31 protein-coding genes are annotated in these 23772 nt (G+C 36.9%); 6 read left to right on the top strand and 25 right to left on the bottom strand.

Annotated elements, in window-relative coordinates; translation table 11 throughout:
• Window positions 1-32: 32 nt before the first annotated feature.
• From EDC17_RS02700 to EDC17_RS02755, 12 genes are all read right to left on the bottom strand, one after another.
• The gene (locus EDC17_RS02700) at window positions 33-383 is read right to left on the bottom strand and encodes a DUF4180 domain-containing protein (protein ID WP_132776625.1); all 351 of its coding nucleotides are present in this window, start codon (window positions 381-383) and stop codon (window positions 33-35) included.
• Window positions 384-425: 42 nt separating this feature from the next.
• Complete coding sequence (locus tag EDC17_RS02705) at window positions 426-803, bottom strand: nuclear transport factor 2 family protein (protein WP_132776627.1); 378 nt, start codon at window positions 801-803, stop codon at window positions 426-428.
• Window positions 804-835: 32 nt separating this feature from the next.
• Window positions 836-1330: a GNAT family N-acetyltransferase gene (locus EDC17_RS02710; protein WP_132776628.1), complete on the bottom strand. Its 495-nt coding sequence runs from the start codon at window positions 1328-1330 to the stop codon at window positions 836-838.
• 12 nt (window positions 1331-1342) lie between these two features.
• Complete coding sequence (locus EDC17_RS02715) at window positions 1343-1702, bottom strand: MmcQ/YjbR family DNA-binding protein (RefSeq protein WP_132776630.1); 360 nt, start codon at window positions 1700-1702, stop codon at window positions 1343-1345.
• A 6-nt stretch (window positions 1703-1708) separates the two neighbouring features.
• The gene (locus EDC17_RS02720) at window positions 1709-2089 is read right to left on the bottom strand and encodes a nuclear transport factor 2 family protein (RefSeq protein WP_132776631.1); all 381 of its coding nucleotides are present in this window, start codon (window positions 2087-2089) and stop codon (window positions 1709-1711) included.
• A gap of 72 nt (window positions 2090-2161) precedes the next feature.
• Window positions 2162-2944 (bottom strand): MerR family transcriptional regulator, encoded by a 783-nt coding sequence (locus tag EDC17_RS02725; protein WP_132776633.1) that lies wholly within the window; start codon window positions 2942-2944, stop codon window positions 2162-2164.
• Between the two features lie 182 nt (window positions 2945-3126).
• On the bottom strand, window positions 3127-3603 hold the full coding sequence (locus tag EDC17_RS02730) for a VOC family protein (protein ID WP_132776634.1): 477 nt from the start codon (window positions 3601-3603) through the stop codon (window positions 3127-3129).
• Window positions 3604-3910: 307 nt separating this feature from the next.
• Window positions 3911-4756, bottom strand: coding sequence for an RteC domain-containing protein (locus EDC17_RS02735; protein WP_132776636.1), 846 nt, complete (start codon window positions 4754-4756; stop codon window positions 3911-3913).
• A gap of 107 nt (window positions 4757-4863) precedes the next feature.
• Window positions 4864-6447, bottom strand: a complete 1584-nt coding sequence (budA, locus tag EDC17_RS16985) for an acetolactate decarboxylase (protein ID WP_207895637.1) — start codon at window positions 6445-6447, stop codon at window positions 4864-4866.
• Window positions 6448-6460: 13 nt separating this feature from the next.
• Window positions 6461-7468, bottom strand: a complete 1008-nt coding sequence (locus tag EDC17_RS02745; protein WP_132776638.1) for a zinc-dependent alcohol dehydrogenase family protein — start codon at window positions 7466-7468, stop codon at window positions 6461-6463.
• Between the two features lie 123 nt (window positions 7469-7591).
• A complete protein-coding gene (locus EDC17_RS02750) occupies window positions 7592-8689 on the bottom strand; it encodes an L-dopachrome tautomerase-related protein (RefSeq protein WP_132776639.1) in 1098 nt (365 codons plus the stop codon).
• Between the two features lie 4 nt (window positions 8690-8693).
• Window positions 8694-9293: an NAD(P)H-dependent oxidoreductase gene (locus EDC17_RS02755; protein WP_132776641.1), complete on the bottom strand. Its 600-nt coding sequence runs from the start codon at window positions 9291-9293 to the stop codon at window positions 8694-8696.
• Between the two features lie 143 nt (window positions 9294-9436).
• Between EDC17_RS02755 and EDC17_RS02760 the strand changes: the two genes are divergently transcribed.
• On the top strand, window positions 9437-9736 hold the full coding sequence (locus EDC17_RS02760) for a winged helix-turn-helix transcriptional regulator (protein ID WP_207895639.1): 300 nt from the start codon (window positions 9437-9439) through the stop codon (window positions 9734-9736).
• Window positions 9737-9744: 8 nt separating this feature from the next.
• Here the strand turns inward: EDC17_RS02760 and EDC17_RS02765 are convergent, their stop codons facing one another.
• The 3 genes from EDC17_RS02765 to EDC17_RS02775 all read right to left on the bottom strand — a co-directional run bounded on the left by EDC17_RS02765 (window position 9745) and on the right by EDC17_RS02775 (window position 12096).
• The gene (locus EDC17_RS02765) at window positions 9745-10650 is read right to left on the bottom strand and encodes an AraC family transcriptional regulator (RefSeq protein ID WP_132776644.1); all 906 of its coding nucleotides are present in this window, start codon (window positions 10648-10650) and stop codon (window positions 9745-9747) included.
• Window positions 10651-10801: 151 nt separating this feature from the next.
• Complete coding sequence (locus EDC17_RS02770) at window positions 10802-11419, bottom strand: isochorismatase family cysteine hydrolase (RefSeq protein WP_207895641.1); 618 nt, start codon at window positions 11417-11419, stop codon at window positions 10802-10804.
• A 56-nt stretch (window positions 11420-11475) separates the two neighbouring features.
• Window positions 11476-12096: a hypothetical protein gene (locus EDC17_RS02775; RefSeq protein WP_207895643.1), complete on the bottom strand. Its 621-nt coding sequence runs from the start codon at window positions 12094-12096 to the stop codon at window positions 11476-11478.
• A 102-nt stretch (window positions 12097-12198) separates the two neighbouring features.
• Between EDC17_RS02775 and EDC17_RS02780 the strand changes: the two genes are divergently transcribed.
• Window positions 12199-12516 (top strand): MerR family transcriptional regulator, encoded by a 318-nt coding sequence (locus tag EDC17_RS02780; protein WP_132776647.1) that lies wholly within the window; start codon window positions 12199-12201, stop codon window positions 12514-12516.
• 71 nt (window positions 12517-12587) lie between these two features.
• On the opposite strand, the gene mobB is transcribed toward EDC17_RS02780, so the two are convergent.
• Both mobB and mobA read right to left on the bottom strand, forming a co-directional pair.
• Window positions 12588-13853 carry a conjugal transfer protein MobB gene (gene mobB / locus EDC17_RS02785; RefSeq protein WP_132776648.1) on the bottom strand — a complete coding sequence of 422 codons (1266 nt, stop codon included), beginning with the start codon at window positions 13851-13853 and terminating at the stop codon, window positions 12588-12590.
• 4 nt (window positions 13854-13857) lie between these two features.
• On the bottom strand, window positions 13858-14292 hold the full coding sequence (gene mobA, locus EDC17_RS02790; RefSeq protein ID WP_132776650.1) for a conjugal transfer protein MobA: 435 nt from the start codon (window positions 14290-14292) through the stop codon (window positions 13858-13860).
• Between the two features lie 539 nt (window positions 14293-14831).
• On the opposite strand from mobA, the gene EDC17_RS02795 reads away from it, so the two are divergent.
• From EDC17_RS02795 to EDC17_RS02810, 4 genes are all read left to right on the top strand, one after another.
• On the top strand, window positions 14832-15326 hold the full coding sequence (locus tag EDC17_RS02795) for a DUF3408 domain-containing protein (protein ID WP_078720090.1): 495 nt from the start codon (window positions 14832-14834) through the stop codon (window positions 15324-15326).
• A 510-nt stretch (window positions 15327-15836) separates the two neighbouring features.
• The gene (locus tag EDC17_RS02800; RefSeq protein WP_078720073.1) at window positions 15837-16220 is read left to right on the top strand and encodes a hypothetical protein; all 384 of its coding nucleotides are present in this window, start codon (window positions 15837-15839) and stop codon (window positions 16218-16220) included.
• 100 nt (window positions 16221-16320) lie between these two features.
• Entirely contained in the window at window positions 16321-16617 is a 297-nt protein-coding gene (locus tag EDC17_RS02805) for a helix-turn-helix domain-containing protein (protein WP_031504736.1), read from the top strand.
• On the top strand, window positions 16614-16895 hold the full coding sequence (locus EDC17_RS02810; RefSeq protein ID WP_021191501.1) for a helix-turn-helix domain-containing protein: 282 nt from the start codon (window positions 16614-16616) through the stop codon (window positions 16893-16895). Before EDC17_RS02805 ends, EDC17_RS02810 begins: the two co-directional genes overlap by 4 nt.
• Before the next feature lie 108 nt (window positions 16896-17003).
• On the opposite strand, the gene EDC17_RS02815 is transcribed toward EDC17_RS02810, so the two are convergent.
• From EDC17_RS02815 to EDC17_RS02850, 8 genes are all read right to left on the bottom strand, one after another.
• Window positions 17004-18254: a site-specific integrase gene (locus tag EDC17_RS02815; protein WP_132776651.1), complete on the bottom strand. Its 1251-nt coding sequence runs from the start codon at window positions 18252-18254 to the stop codon at window positions 17004-17006.
• A gap of 510 nt (window positions 18255-18764) precedes the next feature.
• Entirely contained in the window at window positions 18765-19040 is a 276-nt protein-coding gene (locus EDC17_RS02820; protein ID WP_080779279.1) for a hypothetical protein, read from the bottom strand.
• A gap of 136 nt (window positions 19041-19176) precedes the next feature.
• Window positions 19177-20019 (bottom strand): alpha/beta hydrolase, encoded by an 843-nt coding sequence (locus EDC17_RS02825; RefSeq protein ID WP_132776653.1) that lies wholly within the window; start codon window positions 20017-20019, stop codon window positions 19177-19179.
• Window positions 20020-20029: 10 nt separating this feature from the next.
• A complete protein-coding gene (locus EDC17_RS02830; RefSeq protein WP_132776654.1) occupies window positions 20030-20452 on the bottom strand; it encodes an SRPBCC family protein in 423 nt (140 codons plus the stop codon).
• A gap of 99 nt (window positions 20453-20551) precedes the next feature.
• On the bottom strand, window positions 20552-21115 hold the full coding sequence (locus tag EDC17_RS02835; protein WP_132776656.1) for an alpha/beta hydrolase: 564 nt from the start codon (window positions 21113-21115) through the stop codon (window positions 20552-20554).
• 181 nt (window positions 21116-21296) lie between these two features.
• The gene (locus tag EDC17_RS02840; RefSeq protein ID WP_132776657.1) at window positions 21297-21836 is read right to left on the bottom strand and encodes a GNAT family N-acetyltransferase; all 540 of its coding nucleotides are present in this window, start codon (window positions 21834-21836) and stop codon (window positions 21297-21299) included.
• A gap of 12 nt (window positions 21837-21848) precedes the next feature.
• A complete protein-coding gene (locus EDC17_RS02845) occupies window positions 21849-22841 on the bottom strand; it encodes a PD40 domain-containing protein (protein WP_132776659.1) in 993 nt (330 codons plus the stop codon).
• Window positions 22838-23740 carry an arginase family protein gene (locus EDC17_RS02850; protein WP_132776661.1) on the bottom strand — a complete coding sequence of 301 codons (903 nt, stop codon included), beginning with the start codon at window positions 23738-23740 and terminating at the stop codon, window positions 22838-22840. Before EDC17_RS02850 ends, EDC17_RS02845 begins: the two co-directional genes overlap by 4 nt.
• Between the last annotated feature and the right edge of the window lie 32 nt (window positions 23741-23772).

Consider the following 23772-nt stretch of genomic DNA (forward strand, 5'->3'; position numbering starts at 1 on the left):
CTTAAAATGGCAAATCCCAAAGTACCGATGAGTTATCGTTTTATTGCTTCCGACAGAGAGCCAACGAAATTGATCTGTCGGCCTTTGTTGCTTTCATAAATGAAGTCCGTTAAACTTTGGGTTTCACATTTTGAAAAATCACCTATAATGATTAAAGGCATTCGGTACTGAGCAAATTTTTGAAGTACCTCACCTGCGAGTTTTGTTTTCAAGTCAAAAAAATCGGCTGTAATGTTTTTTTCATGAATAAATATTTTATCAAATCCCTGATAATATAGATTGCCCAATAAATCTAATCCATCTTCAACAGATCTTAAAACAATGTCGTCAGAAATAATTTCAGCTATTTTTAAATTGTTGATATGGTGTGTTTCAATTGTCATTGTCAGATCAATTTTTTAAATGGTTCGTATCTGTACCGCTTACTAAGCTATATCGATTAACTCAACAATTTGATCCTCAGAAAATTTGAATATGGATCTTCCGCTTAAATCAATTTGCTCGCCTTTTTTTAATCCGTTGGGAAGATCAGAAGCTAAAGTTGCAATGTAATCTATTTCAATTTCGGTGGTATCGCCCTTATGCTTGAAAGATTTTATGGTTTGCAGCCGGCTTTCAAAATAGGATTTTGCCTGGTCAGCTTGTTTTCTAAACGCTTCAATCCCGTTTAACACCATCGTAACCTCATTATGATTGATGTTTTTAAAAATGATAGCTTCGTTAAAATCCCGGACCATCTTGTCAATGTCGAATGCATTATAGCCGTCAACATAATTTTTTATAATTTCTTCACGTTTTGTCATTGTTCGGTCTTAAATTAATTTGCCAGAAAACCTCATAAATCTTTTTCTAACAGTACATTGTTTTTCATCGTTCCTACTATTCTAAAACCTAGTTTTTCGGCGAATTTTAATGCGTTTATATTTTCAGCGGTTGTATTCGCTACGACTTTGTTTATTGCATATTCCCGCTGTGCATAGGGGATCAATAAGAGAAAGGCTGTTGCCATCAAACCTTTTCCCCAATAGTCGGGAAGCAGGGAGCCGCCGATTTCAATTTCGTTCCTCAGTTTGTCCCAATGGTGCAATGCGCAATCTCCAATGATTTTTTCTGGGTTTACGGTGGTGCGTATTGTGAAAATATCATTGCATTGTGAAATGATATTTTCAGTAAACTCGAAAGCTGCTCTGCTGTTCTCCTTTGATTCGACTTTTTCACTTTCCTGCCCGTCTTTTTGGAAATACAAACTGTGAAATGCAATAGCATCTTTTTCAGTTAGCCGTTTTAATAGTAGCTTTTGGTTGCTTATATCAGTAAATTCAATGGCCATGCAAGCGTATATTTAGTTATTTAGTCCATTTTTATCTGATCGAACTAAGGCGCCTAGTTTTTCGGGTGCGACTTCGCAGAACGCCGTTGTCAAAACTTCAACGAAAAGCTCCCAAATTACCATTTCGAGCTCTATTATAGTCCAACCTTGTTTTCCCCATTTATTTTCAACAGGATAAATTGCCGCTTTATTTGCGGAAGAGAAGACATCCTGATCTATTTCTGATAACTTGACACTAACTCTTTTGAGCTTATCGTCATACGTTGCAAATATTTTTTTCTTCACTCTGAAGGAAGTCTTTTCAAAGTGTGGTTCCTCCGTGGTTTCAGGGAAGGAAAGTGCCAGTTTCCGCAATCTTTCAAGTGTTACCATAACTAATTATTTTTTTACCGGGGTCAAATGGGTCAGTACACACAACCATTCGTCACCGTCTTTTTTGTACACGTCTGTTATCCATTCATCAGCTTCCATGGGTTCACCTTGCCAGGTTCCGGTATTTTGCCCCCGGCCTGTGACCAAAGCAATGTTATCGTATATCTTGACCCGAAGAACTCTCTTTTTCATTGTGGAATGGGATAGCAACCCTTGTTTCAGAACTTCAAAAAACCGCTCTTGTGGTATAATTCCACCTTGACTGTCTACCAACACCCAATCGGATGTGATACATTTTTTTATTTCTGCGATGTCATTTGTGACAACTGCCCGGTTGAAGTTGTCTTCAATGTGTTGAAATTCCTTAATTAGATCTATTTCATTCATATTTCAATCTTTTATTAGGATAAGGGAAAGCCCGATGTTATCAGGACTTTCCCTAACTGTTTTTTGCTTACATTATTTTTCCAAATTGTTTTCAGCAAAATATTTCATTGCTTTCTGCAAGAACAGCGCAAATTCAGGTTGCGGATTTCCGTCTGTAACATTAGCTAAATAGCGCTCGTCATTTACTAAAAGATCACCAAGACCCGCATAAGCACAAGCTTTTTGATCTGGCACAACTGAATTGCCCCAAAATTTGCTAATTATCCCATAATGCCTTGCAATCTGTTGCTGTAGGATGTCCGATTCCGGACAGTCGTTTCTCAGTGCAAATAGTTCGCTGAAAACGTTTTCCATTTCCTTTTGAAGCGCTTCAACACCCGACTTACCAAGCTTCATCAGCTCTTTTTCAGATTGTTCAACGGTTTGTGCGCCGTACTTATTCATTGCTTCTTTCCTGTAGGCCGTTCCAACTTCTTTGGGAAAACCTTTATACAATTCTTCTGGATCTTTCATCATTTCTCCTTTTTTAAGATTATTAATAGTGATGTCGATCGTTCTCAATAAGTCAGAAATTCTTCTTTTACGGTTGAGCAGTGCCGACTTGTGCTGCATTAGCGCTTTAACCAGATCGTAGTCAGGCTCGTCTATCATTTCCAGAATATCCTTGAGTGGAAAGTCCAGTTCACGAAAAAACAGAATTTGCTGCAAGCGCAATAACTCGTCATTCCCATAAAGCCTGTACTTTTTCTCGGTTCTTACTGATGGACGGAGCAAGCCGATTTGGTCATAATAATGAAGTGTGCGTACGCTCACACCCGATATTTCCGCCAATTTTTTAACTGTAAGAGTTTTCATTCTTTCTGATTATTTATCGACTGTACAAAGGTATGATATGACGTAACGTTAGGGTCAAATGTTTTTTGAAATTATTTTTAAATTTAATTACAAACAACTGAAAATAAGATGATTAATCTTTACCTCTGTCGCTAAGAACATACGTTTGGTATCGTTTATCGCGGCAATTTTCTCATAAAATGTCAAGAATTTTCTAAGATATCTTTCGTTGTTTGCTCACCAAGTTGTTCGGCTAGTCCAATCAGAAGCCCTTCTGTTCCGCGTATATAGCATAGCCGATAGACGTTTTGGTAGTTAATCACTTCTCCAACGAGTTCAGCGCCGAGTTTCAAAAGCCTGGATAACAGTTCATCAATATTGTTGACCCTGAACATAATACGGAGATAGCCAAGTGAATTAACTGGTGCTGTCCTGTGGTCTGAAATTGTTGCAGGAGTAAGAAATTTTGAAAGTTCTAGGCGACTGTGGCCATCGGGTGTCACCATCATCGCAATTTCCACAGATTGATTTCCAAGCCCAGTTACACGGCCAGCCCATTCATCTTCAACTATCATACGCCCTTCCAGTGTAAGCCCTATTTCTGTAAAAAAACCAATTGCTTTATCAAGATTTTCTACAACGATACCAACGTTGTTCATTTCTAATAATTTACTCTTCATCCTATTTTTATTTTAAAGTTTTCAGGAAAAAGCTGTATCGGTTGAATACTAAGCTTTTATAAGGATAATCAAAAAAGTCAGGTAACGATTTAGTAACGGTGCTTATTGCTTTGTTTTTCAACGTGTTTCCGTTCGCTCATAGCAAATATACAAAATTTATTTTTCTCAAATTCATACAAAGATTTTTAATACCCGACTATTACATTTGATGCAATAGGGTAATAAAAAAAAGCTTAACAAAAGCCTTTTTAAGTTGGATAAATAGGACAAACCCTATCTTCTCTTGAATTTTTCTTTTTTGATACCCCTATAAATCTTTGTCCATATATTCTTCCAAAGAAGATTTCAGTTGGTCTAAAAATGCGGTTCGGGAACCCGCACGGTATTTCATTCGATGGAAAGAATTATGCAAATCCCCTAAGGTAATCTGAAACAGTCTCTCTAAAACCAAACTGATTTTCCGTATTCCTATTTTACCGTAGGAAAGAGAACCATTCGCATAAAGGGCATAAATCAGTTCTATTAAGGCATTTTTGGTATCCGTCCAAAGAATACCATCAGATGAAATATCTCTTGCTGAAAGAGAACCCGCTATTTCATCATCGTTAATTTTTTGAAGTATGTAGGTATAGAGCAACTCATTGGCTATAATACGAGCTACTTTGTTATCATAATAAGTTGAAAATAGCGGGTCAATTTCAAAGACAAAACTATTCAGACCATCGTGGAAATTGATGTTGCCCAGCCTAAAATAGGTCTCATCACGGTCGGTTCTTCCCGAACGATAATACCTGTAAAAATCTGAATTGTAGATATGCTCTCTGTATTCCTGTTTTAATTCCCGTAATTGCTCTGAAAAATAACTTGCGTACATTTTCCCTCCGTCAACAGGACAGGCTGTCTGTATGCGAAATATCTTATTGTGGTAAATGAGCTTGGAGAGGATGTACGGTTTAACGTTACGAAAGAAATTGATTTCCTCCCAATGGTTTTTAAAACCCTGTGTTGTAATATCCTCTCTTATCGACCATAAGTATTCTTTTAGGTATATCGTCATTTGGTACGCTTCATCAATCTCATTGGGAGAAGCAAGCGAAATAGCTTTTTCTTTTCGCTGTATCTCCGATATGATATGATTTAATGAAGATGCCATTCCGATTAGTTTTTTTATTGCTTATTCAACAGAAATATCTAAAGGTCATTCATCGGAATAACCTTTAGATTTCTTTAGTTTATTATGATTTGTACAGAATATATTTCTTACTTTCCTTGCTCCACGCGTTCCAAATCTTCATTATGCTTTTTTCTGAATTGGAAATTTTGGAAATCTTTAGTCGTTGGTGCTTCCAACTCAAAACTTTTCAGTTCGGCAATTTCGATTTTCAGGTTCTGACCTTTGAAACCTAAAACGTGTCCTCCTTGTTTGGTGTTGGCAGAAAGAAAATGTAAGTGAAAACCGCTCATTTGTATTCCGTTCAGATATTCTGGCAGATGATATCCAACTAATGTTCCTGCGGTATTTTGAATGTCGAAAAACTGTTGTCTATCCAAAATTGTGGAAAGAACAGGGAACGGCTCTTCCTTTACAGGCGGAAATGCTCTTGTTCTCACATTGCTAAAATCGCCTGTAATCTTAATGGCATACATTGCATTTTTATTCGTCAATCTATTTGCTATGATTTCCAATAAATCCTTTTGTTCAGTAGCATTGTTTACATAAAATACGGTGTCCGCTCTGAAAAAAGTAACCGTCGAAAAAGAGGTTTTGTGGTCGTTATCCAAAACTACTGTTTCGCCTGTGGCTTTGGTCTGATAGGCTTTTCCGTTAAGCATTGTCAATTCTCCGTTCAACATATCGGGTGCACCAATACCGAAGTCGCCTTTTAGTTTTAAGTCTTTTATCGGTAACGAACCTTTGTAAAGTCCTCCGATAAAAGCATCAATAATACCATAATTGTATAACACATTATGCTTTGTCTGTGCAGTTGCTGTAATTTCGTTTTTGCCTGCAATGATTACTTTATTGTGAAACATTTGAGGCATATAGATTTTTTGAGTGGTAGGATTGTAATAAATATCGGCAATACTTTCGCCTGTAAAATATGCTTGGCTTATCTGCTCCGATAAGTTGTAAATCCATAATTTCCCGAAATCTTTTACTGGAAATGTTACCCAATCCGAAATCAACAAATGATTATCATCTATCCATTCGATGCCGTCAAAAAATCCATTGGCAATATTGGGAAGTTCCTTAAAGTCCTCATTGCCTGTTTTAATATAAACCGAACCCTCTCCATAGTTTTTGCCATTGGTACAAACCACTAATTGCTTTGTTTTTTCGTTGTAATTTATTCCGTTGGCAGTAGGTATGTTTCCGATGATTTCAAAAGATTTGTTTTTGGTATTTATTTTATAGATGTTACCCGAAACCGTTTCTGTAACCGCTATAAAGCCGTTTTCTAAACGACATATATCGTTCAATACTTTTGCTTCGGGAATAGTGATTTCAAAAACCGTTTTTCGGGTATTGATGTTAAACCCTATAACCCTATCCAAATCTGCTACGTACAAAATATTGTTTACAACTGTCATTCCTTTCGGGGCATTTAAAACTCCTTTTAGCGGTAAAAATTTCAGTTCTATTTGCTTTCCGTCTTCCGAAATTTCGCTGATAAACCCATCACCGTCTTTACTGAAAACATCTTGCCCCTGATTGGAAACAAAAAAACGTTTGCCGTCTGATGTTACACTTTCAGGCATTGCAAAACCATTGATGATTTGTTGTGAAAAACTGCTCAACCCTATGCAGATAAAGACTGTGGTCAATATATTTCTTACTTTCATTGTTCTGATTTTTTTAAAATTTGATAACTACTTTTCCGAAAACCTTACCCGATTTCAATTTCTGAAATGCTTCTTGTGTTTGGTCTATGCTGTAAACACTATCTATCACAGGTTTAAGATTGTTCTTTTCAATGGCATATACCAAATCGTCCAATTCCTGTGCATTGCCTACGGAATAGCCCTGCAAACGGATATAACTCATAATCAACGGAAAAACATCAAAAGTCAATTTGCTACCCGACATAAAACCCACCAAGCCCACAAAACCGTGTTCTTTGACGGAAAAAATACTTTGGTTTATGGTTTCGTTTCCTGCTACATCAAGCGTAATATCTACACCTGCGCCATTGTTCAGGCGTTTTACTTCCTTGCTCCATTCGGGAAAATCTTTGTAATTAATGACTTCATCAGCTCCCAGGTCTTTCAGCTTTTGCTCTTTTTCCTTGCTTCCTGTTGTCGCAATTACTTTTAACCCCGACATTTTTGCAATTTGCAGAGCAAACAACGAAACACCACCACTTCCTTGTATCAGAATGGTTTGTCCTGCTTTGATATTAGCTTGTGTTACAAGCATTGCCCAAGCGGTCAAGCCTGCAACGGATAGCGATGTAGCTTCTTCATCAGTAAGGTTTTCAGGGGTTCGCACCAATGTATTTTCGGGCTGTACAGTAAATTCTGCCAATGTTCCCGAAGTCTGCATACCTGTTCTTAACGCATTGTGAAATGGCGTTGTTTTTCCTGCTTCCCAACGTGTGATAAACGGAATAAGCACACGGTCGCCTTTCTTCCAACGTGTTACATTTTTACCTACACTTTCCACAATACCTACACCCTCTGAAACAGGAATAAACGGAAGCGGAATGTTTAGCCCAACTGTATTTTCTACCGTAAGTAGGTCGAGATATTGTAATGAAACCGCTGTGGTTCTTACCAAAACTTCGTTTTCGCCGATTTCGGGTGTTGGCACTTCGGCTATTTTTAGATGCGCTATGCCGTAATTTTCTAATTGTATTGCTTGCATAATCTTTGATGTTTTATTACGATACAAAGTTCACGTAAGTACCGTTCTAAAAATTATGCTAATCAAACAAATGGTTATGCGATAGGGACAAAAGTAAAAGCCATATTTATAAATTAGAAACTACTATCTAAACGGTACACCTTTAGCCAACGGCTTAAATCTGAATATATAAAAAGGTGCTTTTGTTAAATTCTGACCATTATTGAAAACCGCACCTAAATGAACCTGTGCGGCAGAAACATACATATAGCCGTCTGCAACATTGTAGCTCACACCGTCTGCCCAAAGCAATTTTTCATCAGTAACGATATTGTGAACGCTCTTGTCTTCGGCAAGAACGACCGCCACACTGTTGCTTTCCATTGCTGTTAAATATAAATTTCCCTTATCATCAATACTTAACCCTCCGTTGTTTGGTTTTTCGGAATAGGTTTCTATTCTATTGTCCAATTCTGTTTCACTCAAATTTTCATTCAGTAAGTCGGTTGTTTTTACACGGTATAGTTTAGTACCGTTTAACGGTGCATAATACACCCATTCAAAATTTTTGTCTGCTGTAATTCCGTCACAACCTACCAAAAGATTTTTACCATTTACAGCTAACGGATTTCCGTCTATTATTGTAGGTTTGTTTTCGGGTAAAGTAGTACGTGAACCCTCTAATAATCGCCTTGTTTTGCCTGTTTTCATATCTACGATAATCAACGATGCTGTACTTCCGTCGCCTCCGCTTCCAATTCCCTCGTCTGCGATAATGAAAATACCGTGTTTGGTATCGACTACCATATCGTTTGGTTGTGAAGTAGGCACAACCGAAGTTTCTGGCAGATAATAAATCCGTTCCAATTTGTCTGTAACGGTATTCCACCCTACAATTTTTGGTGTAACAGGATTGCGTTGTCCCATATCAAGCATCCAAACAATTCCGTTTTCATCGTTTCTAATTCCCAACACATTGCTTAAATAATGGTCGTCCGTTTCTCGTGGTGTGTTCCATTCTTCATTGGGAAACGGCTTTGTTGTTCTCGTTTTGGCATCGTATTTTACAACCCGAAAAGTTGGATTGAAAAACGGATGATGGCTGTAAACCAAATCGCCCTGATGTGTGAAAGCAATATTTGCTACCGATTGCTCAACCGTGGCAAAAACTTCGTAATCTGTTTTTTGAGAATAAGCATTAATGCCTATCATCATACTGAAAGCTAAAATGTACTTCTTCATATTTTTAAATGGCTTGAATGATTTGTTCTAATGGTAAACGTGATTTTGGTTTAGTGGATGGTTGATTGCTGTCTTCGGGATTTCTGTAACCGATGGCAACCGCAAACAGCGTTTTATAGCCTTTTAGTTGTAGTATTTTGTCGTATTCTTCATTTTTCAACCCTTCCATTGGCGAACTGTCAATACTCATACTTGCACAAGCCGAAAGGAAAAAACCAAGCGAAAGATAAACCTGATGTTGTAACCAAGATTTGATTTCTGCATCGGAACCTATCTTTACAAATTGGTTATAATAATTAACAGAACCCTCTGGCAAGTTTTCTGCAATCTGTTTTTCAAAAAGTTCAATATCATCAATCGCACTGAATACGACTAAATGACTTGCTTCATTGATTTTTTGTTCATTAAAATAAGATACCCTTGCCAATTCACGTTTTACATTTTCATCGGAAACAAAAGTAAATTTCCACGATTGACTATTGATTGATGATGGGCTTAACCTTATAATCTCTTTTAATTCCTGAATTTGTTCTTCTGAAATCTTTTTATTCGGATTATACTTTTTGGCTGTGTACCTCCATTTTGCAAGGTCTAAAAACTTCATATCTGTAATCATTAAATTATACTATCATCTTTATAGTTGCAAAACTAAGCATAGTATAATATCTTTGCAATAACGGTCAAAATAGATAGTAACAGATGTATTGTATAGACGACAAGCAATATCCGTGTAGCACCAGCCTGACAATGAAATATATAGGCGGAAAATGGAAAGCGGTTATCCTTATTCATTTAATCGAAAAAAAGCGATATAATGAATTGAGAAAGGAATTACCAATGGTAACGGAACGGACAATAAGCCTCCAACTAAAAGAACTTGAACAAGACGGTTTAATTTCCCGAACTGTTCACACAAGTAAACCGCCTTTGAAAGTGGATTATGAATTAACGGAGTTTGGAAAAACGCTTATTCCATTGCTTAAAGCCATTGCACAATGGGGAAAAGAAACGGCTAAAACAGATAGCCGAATAAGTATAGTGAAATGAAAAGGAAACTATAATACTATTGCGATTTCCTTTCTGAACTGCAAAGGCGTAATGCCTATTTGCTTCTTAAAGAAAATGATAAAATTAGACGAATGTTCAAAACCTAAACTATATGCTATCTCGGCTATATCCCAACTGCTGAACTGCAACAATGCCTTAGCTTCCTTAATCATTCTTTCGGCAATCCATTCCGTAGTTGTTTTGTCTGTACTTTCTTTCAAAGCCCTGTTCAGTGTATTGGTATGTACGTTGAGTTGCAGGGCAAATTCATTAGCTGTTTTGAGTTTCAGCGTTTGGCTTGGTGCGTCAATAGGGAATTGACGTTCCAAAAGTTCTAAAAATAACGTGCTGATACGTTCCGAAGCATTGGCAGGTTGATAGAAAGTTTCGGGCGGTTGCATTTTCATAGCTTCGTGCATTATAATTTGCACATAGCTTCGCAACAAATCGTATTTGTTAGTGTATTCCGAGCAGATTTCACGCGTCATATTTTCAAAAATGCTTTCCAAAAGTTTTAAACTTTCTTCATTGGGAAAAAATATATGATTGCCCCCAACTTTGAACAATGCAGACTGTGAAAGATTTTCGTTTTTCATTGTCGGGTTTACAAAATCTTCTGTGAAAAGACAGAAAAAACCTGCTTGGTTTTCAGAAGTAGGTTGCCACGAATAAGGAATGAGCGGATTGAGAAACGTAATAGAGGGTCTGTCAATCTGTATAGACTTATCAGCATAACCAATAATACCTGTGCCTTTCGTAATCAATGATATTTTATAAAAATCTCTTCGGTTAGGCGGTAGTGATGTGTTGTCGCACGCAAATTCCTCCCTACGGTATATATTGAACTGCCTTGCTCTGGGATATTCCTGTCCGTGATTAATGTAAAACTCTTTGATTGTTTCCTTACGTTTCATTCTACAAAGTTATGAAAATCAAACGGACATATGCGAACAGTAACAGATATTTTCACAACCTCCTCCCTTTCTTCTTTTTCTTCTTCATTCGGTTGGCAAGCAAAGCGGTGTGGCTATCAAAACCACAAACCGCAATGTCATTCTAAAATCTTTACTCATTCATAAATTCTTCGGTTGTCAAATATTCGCCAAAATGATGAACAACTTCGCTTAAAACGTAATCCTGCTGTGTACGGTTAAATGCAGAAGTTCCGTCCGAAATTAGAAAAGTATTGTAGCCCTTTTCGTGTGCATCACGTAAGGTGCTTTCCACACAAACGTGGGTAGCGTAGCCGACCAGATACAGATTTTCAATTTTATTGTTTCGTAGATACACGTCTAAATTAGACCCTGTAAATCCACTTGCTCCGACACGTCCTGTAACCACAAATTCGCCCTCAATCGGTTTTACGGTTTCATAGAATTGTGAACCAAATTCATTTATCAGGAAAGTTCCTGCATTCGGTATCGCTTTCCGCAAACCGCTTTTTCCGTTCGCTAATTCGGGATAGCCTTTTTCAAAACGCAATCCAACGTGGATAACTTCGATATTGTTCTTTCTTGCATAATCCAATACCTTTTCAATGTTAGTGATTGAATTGTGCATCATTTCCTTGTCTTTTACCAAAGCCTTATACAATTTACCGTCTTTGTGCATCCATTCGTTTTGTGTTTCGATAAGGATTAAGGCTGATTTGCCTTGTTCCTGTGCGTTGATTGTTGTTGCCATTGTTAGAACTGTTGCTATTAAAAAAAATAGTTTTTTCATTTTTCCCGTTTTTATATTTATTGATTTTCACTTACCCAATTATCGTGTAACCATTTTTCGGTGATACGTTTCTGTTCATTGTTGTTCCATTTGATATTCCGCTCGAATGTAATTATAGAGCCGTCAAAGCCGACAATTACCCACGCATAGTCATTTTGCGAAGCACGGTAGCACTTGTACTTCATTCCTGCTATGATTGTTTTCTTTCCATTGACCAAAATTTCTTCATCGTGCCGTTCAATCCAAAGGTTTTTCAAGACATTGGCTAACGATTTATCCAACTTCAATAAAAAATTCTTTGCTATTTTTTCTGTTTCTGATTTTGAAAGCACCTTTGTATTGGAATATTTTTTATCCATATCCGTAAAACCCAAAACCTGTTTGTCCTTTTCTGAAATGACAAACGAATAATGCTCTCCTTTTAAACCTTTGTTGGTCGATTTCTCAAAGCGGAATAAATAAGCTGGTACATCATCGACATTGACCTTACTTACTGATTGAAATTGGTAATCTTTCGGGATTTCAATATGTTTTTTAAATTCATCTAAATAGGACTGTACTTCTTTTAAAGATACTTCCTGTGCTTTTACATTTGCTGTCATCATTAATACGCTTAAAATTAAAATTGCTATTTTCATACTTTTGTTGTTTTAAATAATCAATAATTGTAAATAATTTACAATTGCAAAATAAACACGAATATTTTATATTTGCAACATATATTGTAAATAAATTACAAAATGAGTAAATCGGAAACAAGCAACGACTTATCTTTTGACTTTGATTTTTTAGATAAATTAGTCGTTGGAATAGGCGAAGTATCGCAAATTACAGGTATTCCACCAAGGCAAATCCGTTATTGGGAAGAAAAAGGAATTATCAAAAGCCTGACCGAAGAAGAGGGCAAAAACCGAAGATATAACTATGAGAACATCAAAAGGATGTTACTCATCAAAGAGCTTTTAGATGAGGGTTATACTTTGGATGCTTCTGCCGAAAAAGTCAAAAAACGTATGGAAATGATTGAGGAAACGCTGAATAAATTAAAGAACAAGTAACTGCTGTAAATGATATTTAAGCGAAAACCGACCTTATAAAGTCGGTTTTGCTATTAGATAAGACAAATATTTCACAATCTCCTCCCTTTCTTCTTTTTCTTCTTCATTCGTTTGGCAAACTGTTCTTCTTCGTAATCCACGCCTTGTGCATCGGGTAATAGGCTGAACAATCCCATATCGAAATTGTGAGAATGTTCCTGCGGAATAAACTCAAAAAGGTCTTTCGTTGGTAAATCGTCCATTGTATTTGTTTTGGAAACAGGGCTTTCCTGTATCTTTAATTCGGGCTTGTTTCCGTTGTTCCACCAATCATTGAATACGTTTGCCGACAAGTTTCTATCTAAAGCCGAACCATTCCAAACACTACGGCTTTCGTGGTCAATGAACGTTATTCCATAAATCCGTCCGTTGTCGTTCCTGCGGACAACCGTATTGATGCCCTGTTCGGTCAATTGCTTTCTAAAATCCGTTTCGTTGTTTGTAGTATTTATGGCAAGCTCCACCGTGTTTTTCAGAACAGACCTTGCAGGATTGGTTTTCATTTTCTCTTTAGACTGCTCAAAATGTTTTTGAAGCTGTGTTACTCCTGCATCTTTCCCGAAAAGCGATGCTTTGAACGGATTGCTTGCCTTGTTTCCGTTTTCATCCAATGCCACATATACCAATCCGTTTACCCTCTGACCATTCCGCTCGCCTTTGACTTCTTCCGCGGTGATATTGAATAGCGATAATAAAGCATTATAGCTTCCCATCGTGGAAAAGCTGTAATACTTCGGCAGGTGTCGCACTACCGTAGCAATTTGGCTCTTTATATCTCCATTTTTATGATTTACAGGCTTAAAAATTTTATCGGCTTGTTTCTGCTCCTGTTCTGTCGCTTTGTTCAGGTTATATTTCGTTTCCAAATCCCGACAGATTGCCATTGAGCGAGGGTGGTCGTAATCATCGGGGATTTTCTTTCCGTCAATTCCCACACAGGTCGAAACGATATGGATATGCGTTCGGTCAATATCCGTATGTTTGAAAACAATATATGGCTGATTGCTGTAGCCCATACGCTCCATATATTCCTGTGCCATTTCTGTAAATTGATTATCGCTGATTTTATCCGCAGGATCTGGGTTCAGCGATATATGGCGTACCGTCTTTTCTGTTTTGATATTTGCTGATAAATATGGTTCAAAGCATTTATTAAAATACGCTACAGAATACCTGCCGTCCATTGTATCGGGTATCCTGTTCAGCAACAAAACTTCTCCATTTTCCTTGTCCACTTTCTGCTGATTGTACAAAATCGCTCCGTACATATTGCTTCCCTTTCCGATTTTTGCAATCATATTTCTACTCTTTATTCAGGTATTTCTTTTCAAATTCATCGGAAAGAATTAAAACCTTTAGTAACAGTTCTTTCATTTCTGCTGTCTGTTTCTCCAATTTATAGAGGTATGCCGATGCTTTTTTATCCGAAAAATTGGCGTTCAACAGCTTTACAATCTGATTGTAATTAGTTGCTATTCCCCGAAACTGACCGAAAAATTTGGTCAATCCTGTGTGGTATTCAACTGCATTCATGTCAATTTTTACGGTCTTTACCGTCTTCTGAAAGATACAAGCGGTAATAAAATGTGCCATTACCTTCATTCCCGATTGGTCAAAAAGGGCAAGAAACTTTGCATTATCTTCTGCATTCAGGTTAATGGAATACCGATTGACCGCAGGGTCATTCTTCGGTTTCCTTCCTGTTCTCCTAATCTGTTTTCTGTTTTTCTCTTCCATAATGATCCATTTTTAATTTTTAATAAACGTGCGACTTCGGAGCCGTTTCCAGCCTCCTGCAAGGGCAAGTGCTTTTGAGGTACTGAAATTCATTTCGAGGACCTCAAGAGATAACTTGCTCTGAACATGGGTTCAGAAAAATCCGTTTTGCAAACGGATTGTAGTTAGCAGGGAAAACCCATAGCTTCCATTACAAATTTCGGTAAGACTATTTGAATAACAGCTATTTACAACAATGACAATGAACGCCAAATGATGCCACTGAATACCACCTTAAAGCAGATTGGGACTGCTTTTATTTCCTTTGTATATGGCTAGCTAGCTGATTGGTTATATCCTTAATGAAGTAACTAAACAGCATAAATCCCGACAGCAAATCTGCGTGATAGAATGCAGACGAATTGCAGATTTTTGAGTTAATGAACTAACCAATTAAGGGTCTGCAGGTGCTTAGGTAGATAGGTAGATACAACAGTATATACAGCTGATTGCTTAGTTAACCAAACAGCTAATTGGATATAATATTAAAAATGATAGATATGATACACGAAGAAAACAAAAATCAGCAACCCGAAAAAGAGGATTTCTCTATTGAAAATTTCATAACTGATGAAAATAAACAATCTTTCACGGAACAACAGGAAGTAACACCTCGGGAAGATTTTGTCAAACCCAAAGTAGATGAGGAAGCTATTATGCGTGTAATGGCAGGCGAAGAACCTCCGGAAACTGAAACGGAAAACACAAAAACACCTGCGAGTAATACAAGAAGGATGATTTATAAGCCAAAGAAGCTGACCAAAGAGGACTACTGCGGACGGTTCTTCAAAATTCCCACGACAACGGCAAGCAGGGGGAAATCAGTGTATGTACGGCAGGAACACCACGAAACATTTAACAGGCTTACAAATATTATGGGAATCGACAAACTGACGATTTATGCGTATCTGGACAACATTATCGAATACCACTTTCAGGAGTTCGAGGAATTGATTAGGGAAATCTATAACGAGAAACACAAACCGTTGTTTTGATAACTATACTTGGTGGGTGGTACGTTTCTACCTCTTAAAATTATTTTCCAAAAGAAAAAAACAGAAAAAAAAGAAAGCCATTTTAACAAGGGGGACAGGCGGAAAAACCAAAAGGAAACGGAATAAGTCCCGAAGGGTGGCAGGGGGCACACAACAAACTCGGCGAAGCCACCATATTTGCCCTGCCATTATGCCGTAGTCTTTTGGTTGGGTGGTGCGGTGGCTGTCCGCCTTATCTTTGCTCCCTTTTTTATTCTTTTTTTATTCAATTCCAATCAAAGAAAGGGTACAAAAAACACGTAAGGGCTAAGGATTGGGTGTTTTTTGTATGCTTTCCTTTATCCTTACAAAACTCTTTAAATGTGTGAGGGCTTTGCGAAGAAAATTTAAAGTGTTTTGAGGATTACTTTCTATTCATATTGTGCCAACATAAGCCAAATACTGCAACATAATGCCAAATGAAAACAATACATTCCCTTGTGTTCTATATTGGGTGCAAATTTTAAACCTATGGCACAAAAAGTAATACCTGACAAAGAGCAGAAAGAGAAAGAACAAATCAGAAAAAAAGAACATAGTCCTTTGATACAGGTTGATAAGCAGAGCGACCCGATTTCCAATTTCATCGCTAATTTAAAACGTCAGTTCAGGGAAGCAAAAGGCTTAATAGATTGGAACAGGCTATTCGGGGGAAAACGTACTGAACAACAAAAGCAGACTTCCGAACCTGAAAGCATAATAGGTGCGACAAAAACGCTTATCCGTTCGGACTTCAAAAATGAAGAAAAAAATCAGGCTATACAGACCAATAAAAAGCCTGCTTTAAAAATGGACAATACAATTATAACGCAACAGTCTTGTCCTAAAAGTAAGAAACCAAAGTTAGGATTATAGCCTAGTATTTGGCAACTGTACGCCAAATACCGCCATCGGATGCAACATTAAAATGACCTATGTGAATAGCTTTTATTTTAGAGGTTTAAATGATGCAGATATGGAAATAACAGTTTTAGACATTCAGATTTTGAAAGCATTGCATAGGGAAGTTAAGGAAGTTTCCAATTTGATAGCGGAAATGACTACACCCTACAAAGCACTGCAACAGGCAACGAAATGGCTCGACCAACAGGAAGCCTGCCAATTGCTCAACATCAGCAAGAGAACGTTGCAGACGTACAGGGCAAAAGGCATTCTTGGAGCAACGCAAATTAATCGGAAAACGTATTTCAGATTATCTGAAGTGGAGTTACTTATGCAGGGAGAGCGACCATTAAAAAAGCAAAAGAAATGAAACAGATTGGAAATTCAAACGAAGATATGCTTGCCTTGCTCGAAGCTGTGGTAGGCATCAAAAATGAACTGTTGTATATCAGAGAATATTTCCACCCATTACTAAAAGGGGAAATCTATCTATCAGGCGAACAGGTTTGCGAAATGTTACACATAAGCAAACGGACATTGCAACAGTACAGGGATGACGGACTGATACCTTTTATCAAGCTCGAACGGAAAATCTTGTTTCGTGAAAGCGATATTGTAAAAGTATTGGAAGATAACTATCAGCGTTAGCCCATTAAATGAATGCTTTGAAACTGCAACCCGTATCGGTCAATTAAAGAAACAGCCCACTGCTTAAAGCGGTGGGCTGTGTTGTTTTAAAAAATTGTGACATTAATGTTATAGGCTTGAAACAAAGGACTCCTCCATACCCTTAAATTTATGCGATACCTTTTGCATATCCTTACCAACTTTCTCGTTGAGTATCTTAGCATAAATCTGAGTAGTGGCAATGTTTTTATGCCCTAACATCTTGCTCAAACTCTCCAACGGAACACCCTCGCTTAAAAATAGCGTAGCAAACGTATGACGTGCCAAATGAAAGGTTACTTTCTTTTCTACAAGGCAGTCAATCAGTTGAGATATTCTCTTTAAGCTGTCATTACAAACCGTATTAGAAGGTACAGGAAATACCTTTCCATCCTTTGATAGTCCTGCATATTTTTCAATAATCATTTTCGGAATATCCAAGAGCATCACGTTTGACGATGTAGCGGTTTTCTTTCTTCGTACAATAATCCACCTGTTACCGTCAAAAAAATCTTGGATATTGCTGTTTTTAAGTCCTTTCATATCTGAATAAGAAAGCCCTGTAAAGCAACTGAAAACAAACAGGTCTTTTACCAATTCATCTTTCTTTTTCTCGCAGTTGAACGTTACGAGCTGTTCCAATTCATTACGCAATAGATAACCACGGTCTTTATCCTTTTTGGTATTCTTGTATTCGCTGAACGGATTAAAAGCAAGATGCTTTCTGCTCATTGCCAATCGGCAAAGCGTAGTAAATCCAATCATATACAGCCAAATGGTGTTGTGTGTTAAACTTTGGTCGTCACGCAGGTAGTAATCAAAGTCCTGCACAAAATCAGGTGTAAGGTCGTTAAAGGACACATCGGAATAGCTGTATTTTGTAAGTGCAAAATTTCGAAGATGTTTCAAAAGTATTTTATATTTACTGCGTGTGCCATTTACCCGAAGTCCACTATTAACCTTTTTCTCATAGTCGGATAGGAACTGTTCATAGAATTTGAAAAAGGTCAGTTCTCCGCTTTCCATCCCAAGAACGGCATTTTTAAGTTTAGCACTGTTTACAGCCCCCTCATTCTTCAGAATTTTGGAATAGCATTCCTCAATACCCGAACGAATTTTGTCAAGTTTCCTGTTTGTGTCTTGTGCTTCTCGGCTTTTACCTAAAACCCTGCCGTACTTCAAATCCCAATTTGTTGCGGAAATATCCAGCTTTGTACTGAATGCAGACTGTTTGCCGTTTACGGTAATTCTGCACATAACCGTAACCTTTCCGTTCTTCTTCGGGGCATTCTTTTTAAGGTAGAAAAGAACCTTAAACGTTGATTTTTTTGTCGTTTCCATACTCACAATTCTTAATGATAAAATTAAACCTATGTGAGCTACGGAACAATATGAAAAACTATGCAGAAAGCTGAAATACAGTATTTTAAAACGATTGTTTCTAATATTTAAAAGTAACGTTTTAGTAACCTTACTTTTGCCAAACCTCGCTTTTTCCTGCTTTTTACCTCATTACCAAAAAATCACAAAACGGCTGTAAAGCCTTATTTACAACCGTTTTGCCTGTTATTAATCTTTAATGTATTTTTACTGAAACTTTATTTTAAATTTTCAGATTGCTGTTAACAGTATACTATTTTTGTTAACCCACCTCCTGTCTAAATAAGACCGCAATTCTTCTTGTTGCGAAATTCGAAATAGCTTGGTGAATTAATGTTTCATGGTTTTCCTGTGGTAAAAAAATCAATGTGATATTTTCATCCATTTTTTGATATCTTTTAATCAGACTTGGTAATCCGTCTTCAATTTTATTGATTTTTTTGTCTTTTGGCTCCCATTTTTAATCGATTATCAAGGAATTGAAACTGCCACCCTTCTCATGTCAAATTTATTTATAATCACTCCTGGGGCTGCCCAATCAATCGTAGGAGGCAAAACAGATTTAGCTTGATCCGCATTCTCAAATAGAATAAATCCAAAACCTTCGTCATTGACCGGATCTACCCAATACCCCGCGATAAAACCCGGTGCACTTTTAACCTTGGGTAATATACTATTCGTGAAAGTGGTTGCTGCTTCTGAAGCAAATTGAGGGTTTATTGTTAATTGAATTAGAATTGCATACATTGATTTTAATTTAAGTTTTTTTATGTTATTATTCAGTAGGCTTATTTATAATCACTAACATTCCTTAGTTTCCGAATAAACATGTTGTTTAAGTAAAAAAAGGCTTCCATTTAGGTTTAATCCTATTTAGTTAAAATCATGGGTAAAAAAGTCTAAATGAATTGAAAACCGCCTGATGCATTATTGTTGCGTGGTTTTCCAGTGGCAAATAATCAAAGTAAACGTTCACGTTCCTGTTTTTCAGGTTTTTGATTTTATCAGCTAGAACATTTGCATCTACTTCCATTACCCGGGGAATTTTAATGGGAGCCAAACCTTCTTTTCCAACTCCGATATAAATATCTTTGTGTTCAAAACGAGCAAGAGGTTGGTCTAATAACGACCCATTATCCCACCACAAACTGGGGCTGACGATGATATACTTGTTAAAAAGTTCCGGTTTTTTAAACAGGATTTCAGTTGCCAAAAGCCCGCCTAACGATTGCCCGATAATGGTTTTTGAAGAACTGGTCATATACTTTTCCTGTATATACGGTTGCAGCTCTTTTTCAATGAACGATATAAATCTGTTGGAATGCCCTGAGGTCGGATTTGCACTTTTATCTTCAGTTACATTTGTAGGGAATGTGAAATCCCTTCTCCTGTCCACCGTTGCGATACCAACTACTATTGATTTTGGAGCTTGGTTAACCCATTCAAAACTATTGAACTGCACAAGCCCTACGATATGGATAAAATCCTCATCTGCTGAACCGTCAAGTAAATAAATGACAGGGTAACGTATCGTGTCTTTCGGGTTGTAGCCTTCCGGCAGATAGATATTCAACACCCTTTTTTCATTCAGTTCGTTTGACTGTATTTCATCAATCACACCGAGAATAAAGGGTTTGACAACACCTGTTTGTTCGGGTATTGGCTTTTGTCCAAAAGTTAATGATGCATAAAAGACTACAAATAAGAAGATTAGTGAAATTTTCATCTGTAACTTTTTATTCAATAAGATTTTTTAATCCGTCTACGACTATCTTCCAATTTTCGGAAGAATATTTTGCTTTCTCCTCATCATAGTTTGATTGCGAAATGATTAGCTCAGTTCCGCTTTCAGTTGGAGTTACTTCATAAGAAACCAAAAGATAGTTTTCGGGCTTATCGTCCAATCCGCTCCAACTGCTTAAATAACTATAAGAGAGTTTCTTGTTTGGTAAATATTCCAAGACCACGCCTTTGTCAACATAGGTTGTTCCGTCATATTCACCTGTCCACAAGACTTTGCTACCAACATCCCAATCCGTTTCCTGGTTTGAACCGAAGAAATATTGCTTTACCATTTCGGGATTGGTTAATGCATTCCATACTTTATCAATTGGTGCTTTGATAATGGTTTGATACTTTGATTGATGGTTTGTTTGCATATCAATTTTATTTAGTTGTTATTTCTATCCTTTTTAAGTTTGTGAGTTACGATAACCACTTAGCTGTTGTTAGTGGGTCGTTGTTCCTTCTTTTATTTTTTAAACATGAATGTTTGTTTTAATGTCGTCAGCCAATTCATATAGCCCATTCGCAAATGCGTGGTCTGTTCCTTTCAAAACTCTTACGGTTGAATTAGGAAATGCTTTTTTATAGAAATTCAAATGGTTGAAAGGGACAATTGCATCTTCCTTACATTGATAGAGAAATATCCTTTTTATTTGTTTGAGTTCCACTTCAAAGTTTTCCTTCAGTTCAAAGTCGTCCACTTCCCAGCCATTCTTTCCCCAAAGAGGTGTCGCAACTAAATGCAGTGATGAAATCAAGAGATTTGGTTTTTCTTCTGAAATAAATTTTAGTAACATTGAACCTCCTAATGAATGTCCAATTAGGACAGTTGGTTGGTCTGACTTCTTAAACTCTTTCGTGAAAAGGTTTTTCCACATTTGATAGGTTGGAGCTTCTGGGTCATCGATAATCGGGTAAAGAATTTCAAATTCGTCTCCCAATTCATTCTTTAGGTACTCTACTAAGTCAAAACTACCTTGTCCTTTACTTCCCTGTCCACCACCGCTATGAGCGAATAATATTTTTATTGGTTCCATTTGGCTTTTATAGGTTTATAAAGTGTCTTGCTTTTTCAAATTCATTAGTTTTGATAACTGCGGTGATCATTCCGCATTTATACTCTTTATCTTCTCCAAAAGAAAATATTATCTCTATTAGTTTTCAATTTATTCATCCGTTCAAGTTTAATCGTATAAAATTATCACAACTTTATTTAGGTCAAGTTATCGTATGGTAAGAAATTCTTGCTTCATTATCTGGGAACAATTCTTCCTTTGAAGCTTTGTAGACACCTAGAATACTGTTCTCATGATTAATCGTTTTTTCAAATTTCAAACCGAGTTTTTCAATCAGCTTTATCGAAGGGTTATTATACGGCAGGCTGATTGCCAGAATAATATCAAGCTCATTGCTACTTACCATAGCCAGCAAAACAGCTTTGGAGGCCTCAAACGCATAGCCCTTATGAAAGAACTGGGGTAAGAAGGCAAAACCTACATCTTTAGATGGTAAATAGTCTCGCTTGATGATGGTCACCAGACCGATTGGCAATCCTTCTTTTTTTAACTTTACCGTCCAATAGGTGATATGCGGATTACTATTTACTTTTTGGATGTACTCCCTTGCATCTTTTTCTGAACGAATGTTACGATCACCAATATTCTTGACCCATCCTTCAGTATTTAAAAGCTCAAAAACAAAAGTTGTATCTTTTTCTGATAATGGCGATAAGGTAAGTCTTTCTGTAGCTATTCGCATTTCAATTATAGATTATTCATTTGTATAATTTTCCCTATTGGAAAGCTTTTGGAAATCAATCCAAAAAATATTTCCAAGCCCGTTTAAGGGTGAGTTTAACATATCGAGGTATACTTTTGTGGTCATTGGTTCTTTGCTATTATAAGGTTGACCATCCCTAAAAGAAGTAAAGAACAGGTATTTACCATCAGTTGAAACCATCGGACATTGATCCATATGCGGGGAATTGACCTGCTTTCCCATATTCCTTCCGTGTGTCCAAAGATCTTCTCTATTATAGCTTATATATAAGTCTCCGCTTCCATAACCATCTTTATATCCTATCCCCGTATAAATTATATATTTTTCATCAGGATGAACAAATGCATCAAATTCAATATTCGTTGTATTAAGAGAGCCACTCAAACTTACACGAGGTAGATACTTACCGTTACTATATTTAGATAGCATTATATCATATCCGTTTTCGCCATTTTCAGCGGAAAAAAATAAATTCCATTTTTTTGAGATAGCTGGATAAAGCTCGTCTTTTTCCGAATTGATTTCGTTACCCAAATGTTTTGGTTTGCTGAAATCTCCATTTGCATAATCTACGCACCAAATATCGAAATCCGATTTTGGTTGTCCTTGTAAAATCGGCCTGGTTGATATATAGTAGAGCTTTTCCCCATCCGGAGCAAAAAAGGGATCGGCGTCACTAAATTGTCCCGAGAATGGGGCGATTTGAGGTTTTGTCCATTTGCCTTCTTCCTTTTTTGTAATGAAAATTGTGTAGAACCTGTTTGCGGTAGTGGTATTTGCAATGGTAAATAACACCACATTTCCGTCTGGTGAAAAAGTTATATTATATTCATTCAGATGGGTTGAAATAATCCCGTCTGCAAATAATGTTGCTGAATCTTTTGATGCTTGTTGTGAATTGAAAGGGAGATTTGCACCATATTTTTGACCACATGATAAAAGCATGAATAATAATAGTAAAACAGAAGTTCCGTAAAGTTTCATTTAGTTTTAATTTTATTAATAATAGGTATCATGTTCATCATAAACGCATTAATATATTCTTTATCAGGATCTAAATCGGGGTCAAAAATTGTAATTTCCATTCCGGAAATCTTATCATGGTTGAATAAGAGGGTTAATATTTCCTTCAATTCGGGATAGGATAATCCGCCGCTCTGCCTACTATCTACGGCTGGCATTATTGTATCATCCAATACATCTACATCTAAATGGATGAAAAAACCATCAAGTTGGTTTTTAGATAATATGTCAAAAAAGTGGTTTATTACATTTTGAATGCCGATTTTCCGTAATTCATTTAGAGGGAAATAATGAATTTCAGAACCTCTAATTGGTTTCTCATATTCTTCGTCATACTCCCTGTTTCCGACGCAAAAAACGTTTTGAGCTTCAAAATAAGGACTTAGATTATCTATATTTGTTAGATTGTCATGACCATATCCACAAACAATAGCTAAGTCCATTCCGGCAGCACCATGTGTATGTGAGCACTCTGGAATCATGTAATCCGTATGGCCGTCAAGAAAAAATAAACCAAAACGCCCTTTCTTTTTAAATGCAATTGCACTCCCTATCAGTATGCTACAATCACCCCCTAACATCAACAGAAAAGTATCCTTGCTTATTTGTTTTCCAATTACATCTGCTTGAAGGAGTGAATAATTAATTATACTTCGGGCATTTCTGATATTTGTTATTGGATCAATTTCCATTGAGTGTTTGGGCGCTTTAATATGAATTGTCTTGGTAGAGCCTATAGCAGTATAAAATCCCAATTGATTAAGTAGGACAGGAAATTTTTTTACTCCAGGTTCTTTAGCATACGACATTCTTTTGAGACCTAAATTTGAAGGGCATTCAAAAACAACCAGGTTACGCATTTCTAAGTTTATATAATGTTATTCAAATATTA

Source organism: Sphingobacterium alimentarium (assembly GCF_004342685.1).
Classification (GTDB): domain Bacteria; phylum Bacteroidota; class Bacteroidia; order Sphingobacteriales; family Sphingobacteriaceae; genus Sphingobacterium; species Sphingobacterium alimentarium.

Coding starts and splice junctions, on each gene's coding strand:
- EDC17_RS02700 (WP_132776625.1), bottom strand. CDS start 383: ATGACAATTGAAACACACCATATCAACAATTTAAAAATAGCTGAAATT.
- EDC17_RS02705 (WP_132776627.1), bottom strand. CDS start 803: ATGACAAAACGTGAAGAAATTATAAAAAATTATGTTGACGGCTATAAT.
- EDC17_RS02710 (WP_132776628.1), bottom strand. CDS start 1,330: ATGGCCATTGAATTTACTGATATAAGCAACCAAAAGCTACTATTAAAA.
- EDC17_RS02715 (WP_132776630.1), bottom strand. CDS start 1,702: ATGGTAACACTTGAAAGATTGCGGAAACTGGCACTTTCCTTCCCTGAA.
- EDC17_RS02720 (WP_132776631.1), bottom strand. CDS start 2,089: ATGAATGAAATAGATCTAATTAAGGAATTTCAACACATTGAAGACAAC.
- EDC17_RS02725 (WP_132776633.1), bottom strand. CDS start 2,944: ATGAAAACTCTTACAGTTAAAAAATTGGCGGAAATATCGGGTGTGAGC.
- EDC17_RS02730 (WP_132776634.1), bottom strand. CDS start 3,603: ATGAAGAGTAAATTATTAGAAATGAACAACGTTGGTATCGTTGTAGAA.
- EDC17_RS02735 (WP_132776636.1), bottom strand. CDS start 4,756: ATGGCATCTTCATTAAATCATATCATATCGGAGATACAGCGAAAAGAA.
- budA (WP_207895637.1), bottom strand. CDS start 6,447: ATGAAAGTAAGAAATATATTGACCACAGTCTTTATCTGCATAGGGTTG.
- EDC17_RS02745 (WP_132776638.1), bottom strand. CDS start 7,468: ATGCAAGCAATACAATTAGAAAATTACGGCATAGCGCATCTAAAAATA.
- EDC17_RS02750 (WP_132776639.1), bottom strand. CDS start 8,689: ATGAAGAAGTACATTTTAGCTTTCAGTATGATGATAGGCATTAATGCT.
- EDC17_RS02755 (WP_132776641.1), bottom strand. CDS start 9,293: ATGAAGTTTTTAGACCTTGCAAAATGGAGGTACACAGCCAAAAAGTAT.
- EDC17_RS02760 (WP_207895639.1), top strand. CDS start 9,437: ATGAAATATATAGGCGGAAAATGGAAAGCGGTTATCCTTATTCATTTA.
- EDC17_RS02765 (WP_132776644.1), bottom strand. CDS start 10,650: ATGAAACGTAAGGAAACAATCAAAGAGTTTTACATTAATCACGGACAG.
- EDC17_RS02770 (WP_207895641.1), bottom strand. CDS start 11,419: ATGGCAACAACAATCAACGCACAGGAACAAGGCAAATCAGCCTTAATC.
- EDC17_RS02775 (WP_207895643.1), bottom strand. CDS start 12,096: ATGAAAATAGCAATTTTAATTTTAAGCGTATTAATGATGACAGCAAAT.
- EDC17_RS02780 (WP_132776647.1), top strand. CDS start 12,199: ATGAGTAAATCGGAAACAAGCAACGACTTATCTTTTGACTTTGATTTT.
- mobB (WP_132776648.1), bottom strand. CDS start 13,853: ATGATTGCAAAAATCGGAAAGGGAAGCAATATGTACGGAGCGATTTTG.
- mobA (WP_132776650.1), bottom strand. CDS start 14,292: ATGGAAGAGAAAAACAGAAAACAGATTAGGAGAACAGGAAGGAAACCG.
- EDC17_RS02795 (WP_078720090.1), top strand. CDS start 14,832: ATGATACACGAAGAAAACAAAAATCAGCAACCCGAAAAAGAGGATTTC.
- EDC17_RS02800 (WP_078720073.1), top strand. CDS start 15,837: ATGGCACAAAAAGTAATACCTGACAAAGAGCAGAAAGAGAAAGAACAA.
- EDC17_RS02805 (WP_031504736.1), top strand. CDS start 16,321: ATGGAAATAACAGTTTTAGACATTCAGATTTTGAAAGCATTGCATAGG.
- EDC17_RS02810 (WP_021191501.1), top strand. CDS start 16,614: ATGAAACAGATTGGAAATTCAAACGAAGATATGCTTGCCTTGCTCGAA.
- EDC17_RS02815 (WP_132776651.1), bottom strand. CDS start 18,254: ATGGAAACGACAAAAAAATCAACGTTTAAGGTTCTTTTCTACCTTAAA.
- EDC17_RS02820 (WP_080779279.1), bottom strand. CDS start 19,040: ATGTATGCAATTCTAATTCAATTAACAATAAACCCTCAATTTGCTTCA.
- EDC17_RS02825 (WP_132776653.1), bottom strand. CDS start 20,019: ATGAAAATTTCACTAATCTTCTTATTTGTAGTCTTTTATGCATCATTA.
- EDC17_RS02830 (WP_132776654.1), bottom strand. CDS start 20,452: ATGCAAACAAACCATCAATCAAAGTATCAAACCATTATCAAAGCACCA.
- EDC17_RS02835 (WP_132776656.1), bottom strand. CDS start 21,115: ATGGAACCAATAAAAATATTATTCGCTCATAGCGGTGGTGGACAGGGA.
- EDC17_RS02840 (WP_132776657.1), bottom strand. CDS start 21,836: ATGCGAATAGCTACAGAAAGACTTACCTTATCGCCATTATCAGAAAAA.
- EDC17_RS02845 (WP_132776659.1), bottom strand. CDS start 22,841: ATGAAACTTTACGGAACTTCTGTTTTACTATTATTATTCATGCTTTTA.
- EDC17_RS02850 (WP_132776661.1), bottom strand. CDS start 23,740: ATGCGTAACCTGGTTGTTTTTGAATGCCCTTCAAATTTAGGTCTCAAA.